The sequence below is a fragment of the Streptomyces sp. NBC_01092 genome (assembly GCF_045039535.1).
Taxonomy (GTDB): Bacteria; Actinomycetota; Actinomycetes; order Streptomycetales; family Streptomycetaceae; genus Streptomyces.
The window spans coordinates 5,861,851-5,875,913 of the sequence record NZ_CP108659.1 but is presented as its reverse complement, the minus strand read 5'-3'; the positions used below and the strand labels follow the sequence as shown (position 1 = coordinate 5,875,913).

The 14,063-nt window shown below is 69.0% G+C and carries 12 protein-coding genes; 3 read left to right on the top strand and 9 right to left on the bottom strand.

Features of this window, described 5'->3' with window-relative positions; genetic code table 11:
* The first annotated feature begins 114 nt into the window (after window positions 1-114).
* Window positions 115-1,860 carry a fibronectin type III domain-containing protein gene (locus OG254_RS26795; protein WP_405586393.1) on the top strand — a complete coding sequence of 582 codons (1,746 nt, stop codon included), beginning with the start codon at window positions 115-117 and terminating at the stop codon, window positions 1,858-1,860.
* 100 nt (window positions 1,861-1,960) lie between these two features.
* Here the strand turns inward: OG254_RS26795 and OG254_RS26790 are convergent, their stop codons facing one another.
* The 5 genes from OG254_RS26790 to OG254_RS26770 form a co-directional block, all read right to left on the bottom strand.
* The gene (locus tag OG254_RS26790) at window positions 1,961-2,407 is read right to left on the bottom strand and encodes a heat shock protein transcriptional repressor HspR (protein WP_351190667.1); all 447 of its coding nucleotides are present in this window, start codon (window positions 2,405-2,407) and stop codon (window positions 1,961-1,963) included.
* 5 nt (window positions 2,408-2,412) lie between these two features.
* Window positions 2,413-3,597 carry a molecular chaperone DnaJ gene (gene dnaJ / locus OG254_RS26785; protein ID WP_147994772.1) on the bottom strand — a complete coding sequence of 395 codons (1,185 nt, stop codon included), beginning with the start codon at window positions 3,595-3,597 and terminating at the stop codon, window positions 2,413-2,415.
* Between the two features lie 36 nt (window positions 3,598-3,633).
* Window positions 3,634-4,278 carry a nucleotide exchange factor GrpE gene (gene grpE / locus OG254_RS26780; protein WP_147994771.1) on the bottom strand — a complete coding sequence of 215 codons (645 nt, stop codon included), beginning with the start codon at window positions 4,276-4,278 and terminating at the stop codon, window positions 3,634-3,636.
* Window positions 4,278-6,125, bottom strand: coding sequence for a molecular chaperone DnaK (gene dnaK, locus OG254_RS26775; protein WP_351190664.1), 1,848 nt, complete (start codon window positions 6,123-6,125; stop codon window positions 4,278-4,280). The genes grpE and dnaK overlap by 1 nt, the downstream gene beginning before the upstream one ends.
* A gap of 94 nt (window positions 6,126-6,219) precedes the next feature.
* Entirely contained in the window at window positions 6,220-7,284 is a 1,065-nt protein-coding gene (locus OG254_RS26770; protein ID WP_405595208.1) for an MraY family glycosyltransferase, read from the bottom strand.
* 184 nt (window positions 7,285-7,468) lie between these two features.
* Here OG254_RS26770 and OG254_RS26765 point away from each other — a divergent pair, with 184 nt between their 5' ends.
* Together OG254_RS26765 and OG254_RS26760 are read left to right on the top strand one after the other, a co-directional pair.
* Complete coding sequence (locus tag OG254_RS26765; RefSeq protein ID WP_405586389.1) at window positions 7,469-9,751, top strand: (Fe-S)-binding protein; 2,283 nt, start codon at window positions 7,469-7,471, stop codon at window positions 9,749-9,751.
* Between the two features lie 99 nt (window positions 9,752-9,850).
* Window positions 9,851-10,144: a zinc-ribbon domain-containing protein gene (locus OG254_RS26760; protein WP_351190660.1), complete on the top strand. Its 294-nt coding sequence runs from the start codon at window positions 9,851-9,853 to the stop codon at window positions 10,142-10,144.
* A gap of 43 nt (window positions 10,145-10,187) precedes the next feature.
* Here OG254_RS26760 and OG254_RS26755 read toward each other — a convergent pair whose 3' ends face one another.
* The 4 genes from OG254_RS26755 to OG254_RS26740 form a co-directional block, all read right to left on the bottom strand.
* The gene (locus OG254_RS26755) at window positions 10,188-10,898 is read right to left on the bottom strand and encodes a DUF2637 domain-containing protein (RefSeq protein WP_351190658.1); all 711 of its coding nucleotides are present in this window, start codon (window positions 10,896-10,898) and stop codon (window positions 10,188-10,190) included.
* A gap of 248 nt (window positions 10,899-11,146) precedes the next feature.
* The gene (locus OG254_RS26750; protein WP_405586386.1) at window positions 11,147-12,340 is read right to left on the bottom strand and encodes an MFS transporter; all 1,194 of its coding nucleotides are present in this window, start codon (window positions 12,338-12,340) and stop codon (window positions 11,147-11,149) included.
* Window positions 12,337-12,960, bottom strand: a complete 624-nt coding sequence (locus OG254_RS26745) for a Chromate resistance protein ChrB (protein WP_405595206.1) — start codon at window positions 12,958-12,960, stop codon at window positions 12,337-12,339. The genes OG254_RS26750 and OG254_RS26745 overlap by 4 nt, the downstream gene beginning before the upstream one ends.
* A gap of 89 nt (window positions 12,961-13,049) precedes the next feature.
* The gene (locus OG254_RS26740) at window positions 13,050-13,970 is read right to left on the bottom strand and encodes a calcium-binding protein (protein ID WP_405586384.1); all 921 of its coding nucleotides are present in this window, start codon (window positions 13,968-13,970) and stop codon (window positions 13,050-13,052) included.
* Window positions 13,971-14,063 lie beyond the last annotated feature (93 nt).

Below are 14,063 nucleotides of genomic sequence, written 5' to 3'. Positions count from 1 at the left end.
CTCCACCAAATCTTGATCCAGCGCGAGCCCAAGATCCGTACAACCAACCCCATTCCCCGCGAGTCCAGATCAGGACAGCGCCCACCGCTGTCCCCTACTCGACCAGGGGAGCGAATGATCCCAGCCAGACGCACGACCGCCGCGGCCGCGGCGACGGTCGTGCTCGCCACCGCGGGCACCCTGCTCACGACGGCACCCGCATCCGCCGCCACGACCTGCGCCTCGCCTGTCTTCAAGCGGCAGTTCTTCGCGAACACGTCCTTTTCGGGCACCCCGAAAAAGACCGACTGCGACACCACGATCGACTCGAACTGGGGCACCAACGCCCCCGCCGCGGACCTCCCGAAGGACAACTTCGCCGTCCGCTGGACCCTGACCCGGGACTTCGGCTCGGGCGGCCCGTTCACCCTCGCCGCGTCCGGGCTGGACGGCATCCGGGTGTACGTGGACGGCAGCCGCAAGGTCGACCTGTGGAAGAACACCTCCACGACCGTCTCCAAGACCGTCAACGTCACCATCCCCGCAGGCGGTCACACCCTGCGCATCGACTACGTCAACTGGACCGGCTCGGCCAAGGTCAACTTCAGCTACGGACCGAGGACTTCGGCCACTGTCGACACCGTCAAGCCGCTCGCCCCGACCGGGCCCTCGGTCTCGTACGACCCGGCGACCGGCAAGGCGAAGCTCACCTGGTCGAGGAACAAGGAGATGGACCTCGCCGGGTACCGCGTGTACCGCCGCCTGAAGGGCGCCTCCTTCGGCAGCACGCCGCTCGCGACGAGCACCTCGACCACATACACCGACAGCACCCTGCCGGTGACCGGAGCGACGTACTACTACGAGGTGCGCGCCTACGACAAGGCGGGCAACGAGTCGGCCGGCACGACCGACCAGGCCGTCACCACCGTCGACCGAGTCGCCCCCGCCGCGCCCACCATCACGAGCGCGACGGGCGAGGTGACCCCGACCGGGAGCACGGGCGGGCTGCGTGTCGCCTGGAGGAAGGTCACGGACGCCGCGACGTACCGCGTCTACCGGGCGGCGAGCGAGAACGGCACGTACACCCGGATCGCGACCACGGACCAGCTGTCCCACCTCGACACCTCGGCGGCCGAGAGCACCGCCTACCACTACCGGGTGTCGGCCGTCGATGCGGCGGGCAACGAGTCCGCGCGGTCCGTTCCCCAGCTGGGCCGGATCTGGGACAACGATCCGCCGCCGGTCGTCACCGGACTGAGCGTCACCCCGACCGAGTACGGCTTCCGGCTGGACTGGGACAAGAGCCCGGCCGAGGATCTGCGGTACTACACGATCCACAAGGGCGAACTCGTCGGCGACGAGGACGACGAGCAGGTCTGCTACGGCAGCCTGGTGGAGTACGTCTCGCCCGACGAGACCTCCTACTCGTACACGACGCACCCGGACGGCGACGAGGTCTGCTTCTTCGTCGACGCCGTGGACGACGACGGCAACTCCGCGATGAAGTGGAGCGACGACCTGGTCCCGGCCGTGGCCGTGACCGAACTCGACATGACGCCGAGCGTGCCGACGCCCGAGGGCTCGCCGCTGCACCTGACCGCAGCGCCGGCGGAGGGCGACGAGGGCAACCAGCTCTCGTGGACCGGGCTGGGCGCGGGCGAGGAGAGCGCCGACCCGGCGAAGGGCTTCCGGATCTACCGCTGGAACCCTGCGACCTCCGCGTACGAGAAGATCGCCGATCTCGGGGCCGGTGCCTTCGAGTACTTCGACACGGGCGCGAAGCGCGGGACCACGTCCTACTACTGGGTGACCGGGGTGCTGGCCGACGGCACCGAGTCGGTGCCCGCGGGCGACTGGACGGTCACGGCACCCGTCACCTGATCCCACCTGCGAAGATCACCGCAGGACCGGTGGCCCTCCGGAAGGGCCGGGCATGCGAAAGGGGCCGGGAGATCCCGGCCCCTGCTCGCATGCGTGCGCCTCAGTCCTTGGCCTTCTTCGGCCGCCACACCACCAGCGCGCTGGTGTGCTGTACCTCCTGGTACGGCACCAGGTCGCGGCGGTACGACGCGTGTACCGCCGCCTCGCGCTGCTGCATCGCCGCCGCGGCGCCCTCGACGGCGGCCTGGAGTTCGGCCACGCGGGACTGGAGCGCCGCGACCTGGTTCTCCAGTTCGATGATGCGCTTGATGCCGGCCAGGTTGATGCCCTCGTCCTGCGACAACGCCTGCACCTGGCGGAGCAGTTCGATGTCGCGGGCCGAGTAACGCCGGCCGCGGCCGGCGGTGCGGTCCGGGGAGACCAGGCCGAGGCGGTCGTACTGGCGCAGTGTCTGCGGGTGCAGGCCGGAGAGCTGGGCCGCCACCGAGATGACGTAGACCGGGGTCTCCTCGGTCAGTTCATACGGATTGCGTCGACGGCCGTCCATCTCCATCAAGCTCCCTTCGCGGCCTGGAACAGCTCCGCCCGCGGATCCTCACCCGCGGTCGCCTCGCGATACGCCTCGAGCGCGTCACGAGCCTTCCCCGTCACGTCCTTGGGGACACTCACCTCGACGGTGACCAGGAGGTCTCCGCGGGTGCCGTCCTTGCGGACCGCGCCCTTGCCCCGCGCCCGCATGGTGCGGCCGTTGGGCGTGCCGGGCGGCAGCTTCAGGGTGACCGGCGGTCCGCCCAGGGTGGGAACCCTGACCTCGCCGCCCAGGGCCGCTTCCGTGAAGGTCACGGGGACGGTCACCGTGAGGTTGTCCTCCTTGCGGCCGAACACCGGGTGGGCGTCGACGTGCACGGTGACGTACAGATCGCCGGCCGGGCCGCCGCGCTCGCCCGGCGCGCCCTTGCCCCGGAGGCGGATGCGCTGGCCGTCCGACACCCCCGCCGGGATGCGGACCTGCATGGTGCGCGACGACTTCGCCCGGCCGCTGCCCTTGCACTCCATGCAGGGGTGCTCGGCGATCAGGCCGCGCCCCTTGCAGTCCGGGCAGGGGTCGGTGAGCGAGAAGCCGCCGCCCGAGCCCCGGGCCACCTGGCCGGTGCCGACGCAGGTCGGGCACACCCTGGGCGTGCCGTTCTTGTCGCCGGTGCCCGCGCACGCCTTGCACGGCGACTGCGAGGACATCCGCAGCGGGACCGTCGCACCCTCGATCGCCTCGGTGAAGCTGAGGCTGACCTCGGTGTCGATGTCCTGGCCGCGCCGGGGCTGGGTACGGGTCGTACCGGTACCGCCGCGGTTGAACAGGCCCCCGAAGACGTCACCGATTCCGCCGCCGAAGCCGCCGGCTCCCCCTTGGCCGCCCTGGGCGCCGCCTCCGAAGAGGTCGCCCAGGTCGAAGTTGAAGTTGCCGCCGCCCGCGCCGCCCGGCCCCGGGCGGAAGCCGCCGTTGCCGAAGAGGGCGCGTGCCTCGTCGTACTCCTTGCGCTTCTTGGGGTCACCGAGGACGTCGTTCGCCTCGGAGATCTCCTTGAAACGCTCCTCCGCCTTGGCGTTGCCCTTGTTGGCGTCCGGGTGGAACTCGCGGGCGAGCTTGCGGTACGCCTTCTTGATCTCGGCCTCGGTGGCGTCCTTGGGGACGCCGAGGACCTTGTAGAAGTCCTTCTCGATGAAGTCCTTGGTGCTCATCCTCGACGTCCCTCCTCTCTCCTCGTCAGTTCAACGTCAGCCCTCGTCCGGGCCACCGCTCTCCTTGTCGTCGGCCGCCTCGGCAGACTCCTCCTTGACGGTCTGCGCGCCCGGCTGGGGCTCGGCGACGGCCACCCGCGCGGGGCGGATGGTGCGCTCGCCGATGCGATACCCCGGCTGGAGGATCGCGACGCAAGTCGTCTCGGTGACGTCCGGCGCGTAGGAGTGCATCAGCGCCTCGTGGATCGTCGGGTCGAAGGGCTCGCCCTCCTTGCCGAACTGCTGGAGGCCCATCTTCGCCGCGACGGTCTCCAGCGACTCCGCGACGGACTTGAATCCGCCGACGAGTTCGCCGTGTTCCCGCGCGCGGCCGATGTCGTCGAGCACGGGCAGGAGCTCGGTCAGGAGGTTCGCGATGGCGATCTCCTTGACCGTGATCCGGTCGCGCTCCACACGGCGGCGGTAGTTCTGGTACTCGGCCTGGAGCCGCTGGAGGTCCATCGTGCGCTCACCGAGCGCCGTACGCACCTGGTCCAGCTGGGCCACCAGACCCGCGTCTGCAGTTCCGTCCCCGGCCGGGGCCGCCCCCTCCTGGGGGGCGGCCTTCGACTCGGCGTCGTCAGGGGTCGCGCCGGAGGGGACGTCGGGCTTCTCCTCGAAGCCCGGGGTCTCCTCCGTCATTACGCGACACCGTCCTTGCGCTCGTCGTCGACGATCTCGGCGTCCACGACGTCGTCGTCGGCCTTGGCGCCACCGGGGGCGCCGCCCTCGGGACCGCCCGCGGCCTGACCGGCCTGGGCGTCGGCGTACATGGCCTGGCCGACCTTCTGGGAGACCGCGGCGACCTTCTCGGTGGCCGTGCGGATCTCGGCGGTGTCCTCGCCCTTGAGCGCGGTCTTCAGCTCCTCGACGGCGGCCTCGACCTCGGTCTTGACCTCGCCGGGGACCTTGTCCTCGTTGTCCTTGAGGAACTTCTCCGTCTGGTAGACGAGCTGCTCGCCCTGGTTGCGGGACTCGGCGGCCTCGCGGCGGGCGTGGTCCTCCTCCGCGTACTTCTCGGCCTCTTCGCGCATCCGGTTGACCTCGTCCTTCGGCAGCGAGGAGCCACCGGTGACGGTCATCTTCTGCTCCTTGCCCGTGCCAAGGTCCTTGGCCGTGACGTGCATGATGCCGTTGGCGTCGATGTCGAAGGCGACCTCGATCTGCGGGACGCCACGCGGCGCCGGCGGCAGACCGGTCAGCTCGAACATTCCGAGCTTCTTGTTGTACGCCGCGATCTCGCGCTCGCCCTGGTAGACCTGGATCTGCACGGACGGCTGGTTGTCCTCGGCCGTCGTGAAGATCTCGGACCGCTTGGTCGGGATCGTGGTGTTGCGCTCGATGAGCTTGGTCATGATGCCGCCCTTGGTCTCGATACCGAGGGACAGCGGGGTCACGTCGAGGAGCAGGACGTCCTTGACCTCACCCTTGAGGACACCGGCCTGCAGGGCGGCGCCGATGGCGACGACCTCGTCCGGGTTGACGCCCTTGTTGGCGTCCTGACCGCCGGTCAGCTCCTTGACGAGCTCGGCGACGGCGGGCATACGGGTGGAGCCACCGACGAGGACGACGTGGTCGATCTCGTTGATGGAGACGCCGGCGTCCTTCATGACGTTGAAGAACGGGGTCTTGCAGCGCTCCAGCAGGTCGGCCGTCAGCTGCTGGAACTGAGCCCGGGTGAGCTTCTCGTCCAGGTGCAGCGGGCCCTCGGCGGAGGCGGTGATGTACGGCAGGTTGATCGAGGTCTCGGTGGACGAGGACAGCTCGATCTTGGCCTTCTCGGCAGCCTCACGCAGACGCTGCAGGGCCATCTTGTCCTTGGCCAGGTCCACGCCGTGGCCGGACTTGAACTGCTGCACCAGGTAGTCGACGACGCGCTGGTCCCAGTCGTCACCACCGAGGTGGTTGTCACCGTTGGTGGCCTTCACCTCGACGACGCCGTCGCCGATCTCCAGCAGGGACACGTCGAAGGTGCCGCCGCCGAGGTCGAAGACGAGGATCGTCTGGTCATCCTTGTCGAGGCCGTACGCCAGCGCGGCCGCGGTGGGCTCGTTGACGATACGAAGGACGTTCAGACCGGCGATCTCGCCGGCCTCCTTCGTCGCCTGACGCTCGGAGTCGTTGAAGTACGCGGGGACGGTGATGACCGCGTCGGTCACCTTCTCGCCCAGGTACGACTCGGCGTCGCGCTTCAGCTTCTGCAGGATGAAGGCGGAGATCTGCTGCGGGTTGAAGGGCTTCCCGTCCAGCTCCATCTTCCAGTCGGTGCCCATGTGACGCTTCACGGACCGGATGGTCCGGTCCACGTTGGTGACCGCCTGACGCTTGGCGACCTCGCCGACGAGCACCTCGCCGTTCTTGGCGAAGGCGACGACGGACGGCGTGGTCCTGGCGCCCTCTGCGTTGGTGATGACGGTGGGCTCGCCGCCTTCAAGAACGCTGACGACGGAGTTTGTCGTGCCCAGGTCGATGCCGACCGCACGTGCCATGGTTAATTCCTCCAGCTGACTTGAGTGGAACGGACTCAAGTGTGCACGACGGCTCGGAATGGGTCAACAGAGCTGAGTCGACCTCACTCAACTCTTATCCGTTCCTTACACGCAACTGGGCTCCGACCTGCGAAGACGCGATCCGATCGGAAGCCCGAGCGGAGTCCTGAACCGGAACTCTGGGTTGACGCCGAGGCCCGTAGGGCTTGATGTGCAGCAGCGCCAGTACGGCGATCACGGCACCCACCCCCACCCACAACGCCCCCGAGCGCGCCATCCATCCCATGTGCACGAGGACGCCGACGAGTACCCCGGCAAAGGCCCCGACACCCAGCAGAACGGTCACGCCCTGCGGAGTGAGGCCGATCCGGCGCAGCCGGTGGGCGAGATGATCCGGCCCGCGTCGCAGCAGCGGCCGTCCGGCCAGCCGGCGCGACAGCGTCACGAGGAGGACGTCGGCGGTGGCCAGGGCGGTGAGCGAGTACAGCACGCCCGCGCTCGACACCGGATCGTGCCCGGCGCGGGTCATCACGGCCGACGACGCGAGCACGAACCCGACGAAGAGGGACCCGCACGCGCCGAGGCCGATCCGCGCGGGAGGCCAGTTGTGCATGAGGAACCCGGTCAGGGCGGCGGCCAGCACACTGAGCAGCACGGCGAGTTCGTCCATCACCTCGGCCGCCGCGCAGATGCCGACACCGAAGGCGGTGAGCACCCCGACGGTGCCGACCAGCGCGTCCGCGTGGTCGAGCGCCTTGAAGCCGACGGCGACGAGGACGATCCAGCCGACGGCCACCAGGCCCAGCAGGATCCCGGTGTCGCCGTACGGCACGACACAGGCCGCCGCCACGGCCGTACCGCCGACGAGGAACCGGGCCTTCACCCGCCGCACGTCGGCGACGAGTCCGAGCAGGGCGACGGCGCCCGCGGCGATGAGCAGCCGTCCGATCTCGGAGCCCAGCGGGGCGAACCGCGTCCACTCCCCGGCGGCGGCGACCAGACAGGTGACGAGCGCGACGGCGACCCCGCCGAGCAGAGGCAGCGGCCGCTGCCGGCGGCGGTCGACGATGCCGAGACGCAGGGCGGGCAGGCGGAGCAGCATCGCTAGGAGGGCGGTGACCAGGAGAGCGGTCGTGGCGGCGGCGATCCCGTAAAGCACAGGCATAGATTAGTGGCGTATATACCATTTCGGGATGAATAACACGAATCGTTCTTAAGGCAAGCCTCAGCGACTCAGATCACCCCGCCCCTGGCTACAGTGCGACGGAGGATGCGGGTAGTCTCAGAGGACTGCATAAGTTACCGCTTAGTAATGTCGCCTCGCAGGCCCGAGGAGCCCCGAAATGCAACTCGCCGCGATCATCGTGTCGCTGGTTCTGATCGTGGTCGGCGTGGCCCTGTTCGCCCGCGCCATCGTTCAGATCTACAACTTCATGCGGCTCGGCCAGAACGTGCCCGCGGGCACCCGCACGGACGAGCCGGTGCAGCGCACCGTCACCGTGGCCAGGGAGTTCCTCGGCCACACCCGGATGAACCGCTGGGGCATCGTGGGCGTGGCGCACTGGTTCGTGGCGGTGGGCTTCTTCTCGCTGCTGCTGACGATCGTCAACGCCTTCGGCCAGCTGTTCAAGGCCGACTGGATCCTGCCGATCATCGGCGACTGGGCGCCGTACAACGTCTTCGTCGAGTTCCTCGGCACGATGACGGTTCTCGGCATCCTCACCCTGATCGTGATCCGCCAGCTGAGCCGTCCGGGCAAGGCGGGCCGCAAGTCCCGCTTCGCCGGCTCCAACACCGGCCAGGCGTACTTCGTCGAGAGCGTCATCCTCATCGTCGGCGTCTGCATCTTCACGCTGCACGCGCTGGAGGGCGCCCAGCACCACGTGGACAGCTACGAGGCGTCGTTCTTCATCTCGTACCCGGTGGTGTCGTGGTTCGAGGGCATGGACATCTCCACGCTCCAGAACCTCACCTACTTCTTCGCGGGCCTGAAGATCGCGACCTCGTTCATCTGGATGATCACGGTCGCCCTGAAGACCGACATGGGTGTGGCCTGGCACCGCTTCCTGGCGTTCCCGAACATCTGGTTCAAGCGCAACGCCGAGGGTGGCACCGCGCTGGGCGCCCTGCTCCCGATGACCTCCGGCGGCAAGCCGATCGACTTCACCGACCCCGGTGACGACGACGTCTTCGGTGTCTCCCAGGTCGAGCAGTTCTCCTGGAAGGGCCTGCTGGACTTCTCCACCTGCACCGAGTGCGGCCGCTGCCAGTCGCAGTGCCCCGCCTGGAACACGGGCAAGCCCCTCTCCCCCAAGCTGCTGATCATGTCGCTGCGCGACCACGCGCACGCCAAGGCGCCGTACCTGCTGGCCGGCGGCGGCAAGAGCATGGAGGGCGAGGAGAAGGCGTCCGAGGAGCAGCTGAAGGACGTCCCCGCGGCCGCCCTCGCGGAGGCCGAGCGTCCGCTGATCGGCACCGTGGAGGAGAACGGGGTCATCGACCCGGACGTGCTCTGGTCCTGCACCACCTGCGGCGCCTGTGTCGAGCAGTGCCCGGTGGACATCGAGCACATCGACCACATCGTCGACATGCGCCGCTACCAGGTGATGATCGAGAGCGCGTTCCCGTCCGAGGCGGGCACGATGCTCAAGAACCTGGAGAAGAAGGGCAACCCCTGGGGCCTGGCGAAGAAGCAGCGCCTGGAGTGGCTCAAGGAGGTCGAGTTCGAGGTTCCGGTCGTCGGCCAGGACATCGAGGACCTCACCGAGGTCGAGTACCTGTACTGGGTCGGGTGCGCCGGCGCCCTGGAGGACCGGGCCAAGAAGACCACCAAGGCCTTCGCCGAGCTGCTGCACATCGCGGGCGTCAAGTTCGCGATCATGGGCGGCGACGAGAAGTGCACCGGTGACTCCGCCCGCCGCCTCGGCAACGAGCCCCTGTTCCAGGAGCTCGGCATGGAGAACGTCATGGCGCTGAACATGGCGTTCGGCGAGGAGCTGGACGACGACGGCAAGGTCGTCCCCGAGTCGGCGAAGCCGAAGTCGGCGAAGAAGATCGTCGCGACCTGCCCGCACTGCCTCAACACGATCGGCAACGAGTACCCGCAGATCGGCGGCGACTACGAGGTCATCCACCACACCCAGCTGCTGCAGCACCTGGTGGACGAGGGCAAGCTGGTCCCGGTCACCCCGGTCGAGGGCATCATCACCTACCACGACCCCTGCTACCTGGGCCGCCACAACAAGATCTACACGCCGCCGCGCGAGATCATCGCGAGCGTCCCGGGTCTTCGGAACGAGGAGATGCACCGCCACAAGGAGCGCGGCTTCTGCTGTGGCGCCGGTGGTGCGCGGATGTGGATGGAGGAGCGGATCGGCAAGCGCATCAACAACGAGCGTGTTGATGAGGCTCTTTCGACCAACCCCGACATCATCTCGACGGCCTGCCCGTTCTGCCTGGTCATGCTCACGGACTCCGTGAACGGCAAGAAGAACGACGGCACGGCCAAGGAGTCCATCACTGTCGTCGACGTCGCCCAGCTACTGCTGGAGTCCGTCAAGACCCCGGTGGACCCGCAGGACACCGCCGAGGCGGAGAGCGAGCCGGAGCCGGCGCCGGCGAAGTAACCGCCCCGACGACAGCACGAAGCCCCCTGTCCCGCACGGGACAGGGGGCTTGTCTGTACGGCAGGCTGTAGGCAGGAACTGATCGGAAGGGACCACCGCGTGATCATCTTCGGCACCAAGGGCTACCTCTACCAGCTCGCGATACTCACGCTGGTGTGCGGCCAGTGCGGCAACCCCTCGGCGCACACGCTGCGCAAGCGCGTCACGAAGTTCACGCTGTTCTTCGTGCCGCTGTTCCCGATCTCGACCAAGTACGCGACGCAGTGCACCTTCTGCGGCGCCGAGCAGAAGGTGACCCAGGAGCAGGCCGAGCAGCTCCAGGCGCAGGCAGCCGCCGGGGGCCCCGGGGGTCAGCAGCAGTACGGACAGCCTCAGCAGCCGTACCGGTCCTGACCGACCCGGTGGGCCGGGGGTCTCCGGAACCCCGGGCGGCGGTCTACGACTTCGGCTGCTTGGGGCCGTTCATCGTGTCGGCGGCGTGCCTGGGGCCCGGCCGCGACGAAAACTGGCCGACAAGCTCGCGAAAGCAGACCAGGGCGGTGATCGGCGGAATTCCGACGATCACCATCGCCAGCAGGGAATCCGCCGACTGGCCGATGCACAGGGCGACCGCGGTGCCCGAGGAGATCAGCATGACGGCCCAGGACCGCCGAGCGGTCCGGCGCTGAACGGATGCCCGCAGGATGGACAGGCCGGCCAGCAGCCACGGTCCGTACACCGTCAGGGGCCACCATTGCGCCAACTTCTCCGACACGACGAGAAGCGCGATGTCGCGGAGCTGATCGTACGAATACGAGATTGACCAGGTGAGCATCGTCACCGCACACAGGGTGATTAACGTGACCAGAACGGAGACGCTCACGATCTTCGGATTCCCGCCGAGGATCCGGGCACCCGTCTGAGGTCGCTTCCGATGGACCGGGCGAGGCGGGGGTCTGTCATCGCTCCGCTGCGGCGCCGGCGGAGGTGGAACGAGATCAGCGAGATCCAGGCCCTGTGTCGTACTCAGCATCTGAGCCAGCTCCGCGTCCAGATCCCAGCCGCCCGACGAAGAGATCGGCTGCTCAGGAGCCTGCCAGAGGTTGTGCATATCGAGCCGCTGAGCGTACTGAAGCTGCTCGTCTACCGCGTCATAGTCCGACCTCATTTCTAGATCTTCTCCCCCTCCAGTGCCGCACGGAGATATTCACTCTCCATCCGACCGATCGCCCTCAGAAAGTCCTCAAGCAGATCAGAGCACCCGGTGATGCTTTCCGCACTGGTCTGATCAGCTGCCCGGAACGGGCTCATAGAACTGTCCTCGGATGCAAGTTTTTCCCGCCACGTCACATTCATCTAACGAGCACCACGCGGGACCGGACATCTGGCATTCGGGGGAATACGCGTCAACGGTGATTATCTAAATTCTGAAGATCGAAATTCAGAATATCTGTGACTGAGGGCCAGGACGGGGCCGATGGCGATGAGCAGGGCGAGAGCGGCGTAACCGTAGGTGAGGGTGGCCGCGGCGGCGACGCCCGCGACCAGCAGCGGCCCGCCCGCGTCGCCCAGCTCCCGGCCGAGCTCCGCGGAGCCCATGGTCTGGCCGAGCCGCTCGGTGGGGGTGGAGGCGGCCAGGGCGGCGAAGCCCAACGGCGTGATCAGACCGGTGCCGACGCCGATCAGAGCCGCGGCGAGGAGGATCCCGGCCGCACCGGGGAGCATCGCGCAGGCGAGCCCCGCCGCCGTGGTCAGCAGTCCGGCGGTGAGGCCGGTGCGCAGGGTGAGGCGGCCGTCGTCCAGGGCCCGCCCGGCCTTCGGCTGTACGACGGCCGCACAGGCCGCCAGCACCGAGACCGCGGCGCCGGTCGCGACCGTGCCGAGCCCGGCGACGGCGCCGGAAACCGGCAGGAAGCCGACGCCGACGGAGAGGGCGGCGGTCGCGGCGGCCAGGGCTGCCGTGGGGCGGAGGAAGGCCGGGTCGGCCAGCCGCCGGGCCAGGTCCACGACCGTCTGCCGCTGCTTGGGAAGCGGCGGCAGATGCGGGACGGCGACGGCGGCCCACAGCGCGACCGCGGCGCCGAGCACCGCCAGCACGACGAACAGCAGCCGCAGACCGCCGGCCCACACCAGGACTCCGCCGAGCAGCGGGCCGAGGGTGTAGCCGATGGACTTGTAGAAGCCGTAGCTGCCGAACGCCCGCCCGTGCTTGGCAGCCGGGTTCAGCCGGGCGACCAGCGCGGACGCGGACGGCGAGAACGCCGAGGCCGCGGCGCCCTGACCGAGCCGGGCGGCCCAGAGCCAGGCGGGGCTGTCGGCGACGACGTAGGCGGCGGAGGCGAACGCGAACGCGACCAGCCCGCCGAGCAGCACGGGCCGGGCGCCGATCCGGTCGGCGAGGGTGCCGAAGACCGGCTTGAGCAGCACCTCGGCGCCGTCGTACAGGGCGAGCAGACCGCCGAGCACGAGCAGGGAGGTCACCGCGTCGTCGGAGTGGCCGCCGAGGTTGGCGGCGATGCCGTGCGCGCCGAAGGCGGTGGTGAAGCCGGCGGCGTACAGGGGCCACATCTGGGCCGCGGGGGCAGCCTGCCGGGGCTGTGTCGTGGTCATCGGCCGCTCTCGTCCCCGGGCTCGCGCCGGCCCCCTTCGGGCATCCGCTGCTCCGGCACCTGATGCAGTGCGGCGAAGACGCGCTCGGCGTAGTCCTCGCAGGCCGCCACGCAGACCTTGAGCCGCTCGGTGGCCTCGGCGGCCTCGGGGGCGCCGAACACGTCGCGTGCCGTCAGGTCCCGGTGCCAGCGGCGCAGCCGCTCCAGCGACTGCTCCTCTTCCTCCAGTTCGGCGAGCGTGAACTTGGCGATACGGATCTCTTTGGCCAGTTCCGCCTCGAACTTGCCGCAGTCGGCGATGAACTCGGCCCAGTCCGCGGAGCGCGCGGCCGTGAACATGGCCCGCAGCCGCTGCCCGTCCTGCGTGCCACGCCCGGTGGCCGCCAGGGACACCGCCTCGCCCCCGGCGCGCTCGGTCAGCTCCAGCACCCGGCCGATCCCGTCGGCGAACAACGGCACGTCCGGTACGGCCCACACGCCCTGCCCGAGCGAGAGCGCACCGGTCTTGCGCAGCTCACGCCAGACGGCGACCCGATGCCGGGAGGGTTCGGCAGGGACCCTGACGACGAGGACGATCCAGCGCGTTCCGGCACGCGCGTCGCCGCCCTCGCCGTTCTCCATCGCAGTCACACTTCGGAATGTAGCAGCCGTTACATCCGAGCGGCACCCGACCGGGTGACCGGGCTGACCGGGGGTGGGTGCGGGAGGTGTCAGTCCTGGCGCTCTACGTCCGTGCCCGGCCCGCCCGACAGGGTGTCGCGGCCCGGGCCGCCGTACAGCTTGTCGTTGCCGCTGTTGCCGTAGATCGTGTCGTCGCCGCTGTTGCCGTACAGGATGTCGTTGCCCGGGCTGCCGTACAGGTAGTCGCTGCCGGTGCCGCCGCGCACCGTGTCGTTGCCGTCTCCGCCGGTCAGGTGCTGCCGGCTCGCTCCGCCGTGGATGACGTCGTTGCCCACGCCGCCGTCCGCGGCGGCCTCGTCGCCGTTGACGTAGATCGTGTCGACGCCGCCATGACCGAACACGACGGACGACTCACCGGCGTGGATCGTGTCGTTGCCGTCCTCGCCGAAGACCACGCCCGCGCCGCCCGCCGTGATGTTGTCGTCACCCGTTCCGCCGTTGAGCCGGTTTCCGTCGACACTGCCGGTGTGGGTGTACTTGTCCTTGCCGGCGCCCAGGTCGATCGAGGCGTGGTAGTAGGCCTGGTCGGTGGCGTTGTCAAAGGCGACGCTGTCGTTGCCGTCCTCCAGGTTCAGGTACAGCGTGGCGTACGGGTCCTGGGACTCCAGGGTGGTCACCGTGCACGAGACCTTGGTGCGGTCCGCGCTGACCGGGTAGCTGCACTCCGTTGCCGTCGGGGCGATCTCGAGCGGGACCACGTCGTCGAGGACGTAGGTGATCCGCGCCAGGCCTTCGCTCTTCGTCGCGGTGACGCTCAGCTTGTTGGTCTGGCCCTCGGCCGCTATGTAGACGATCGAGTGGCCGCCGGCACCCTGCTCCACCCTGGCCGACGGCGCCGCGGCACCGGCCACGCCGGGCAGGGCGATCGAGGTGGTCAGGGCCGTACCGAGGGCCAGGGTCAGGGTCGAGGTGGCGATTAAGGCCTTGCGGCGGGCGGGGCGAGCGAACATGGCACAACCTCCGTGAGAAACAGGTGGATACGACAACCACAGGTGACTCGCGGAGTTTGTGGGTGGTTGCACCCGGAGTCGTGCGATCACATC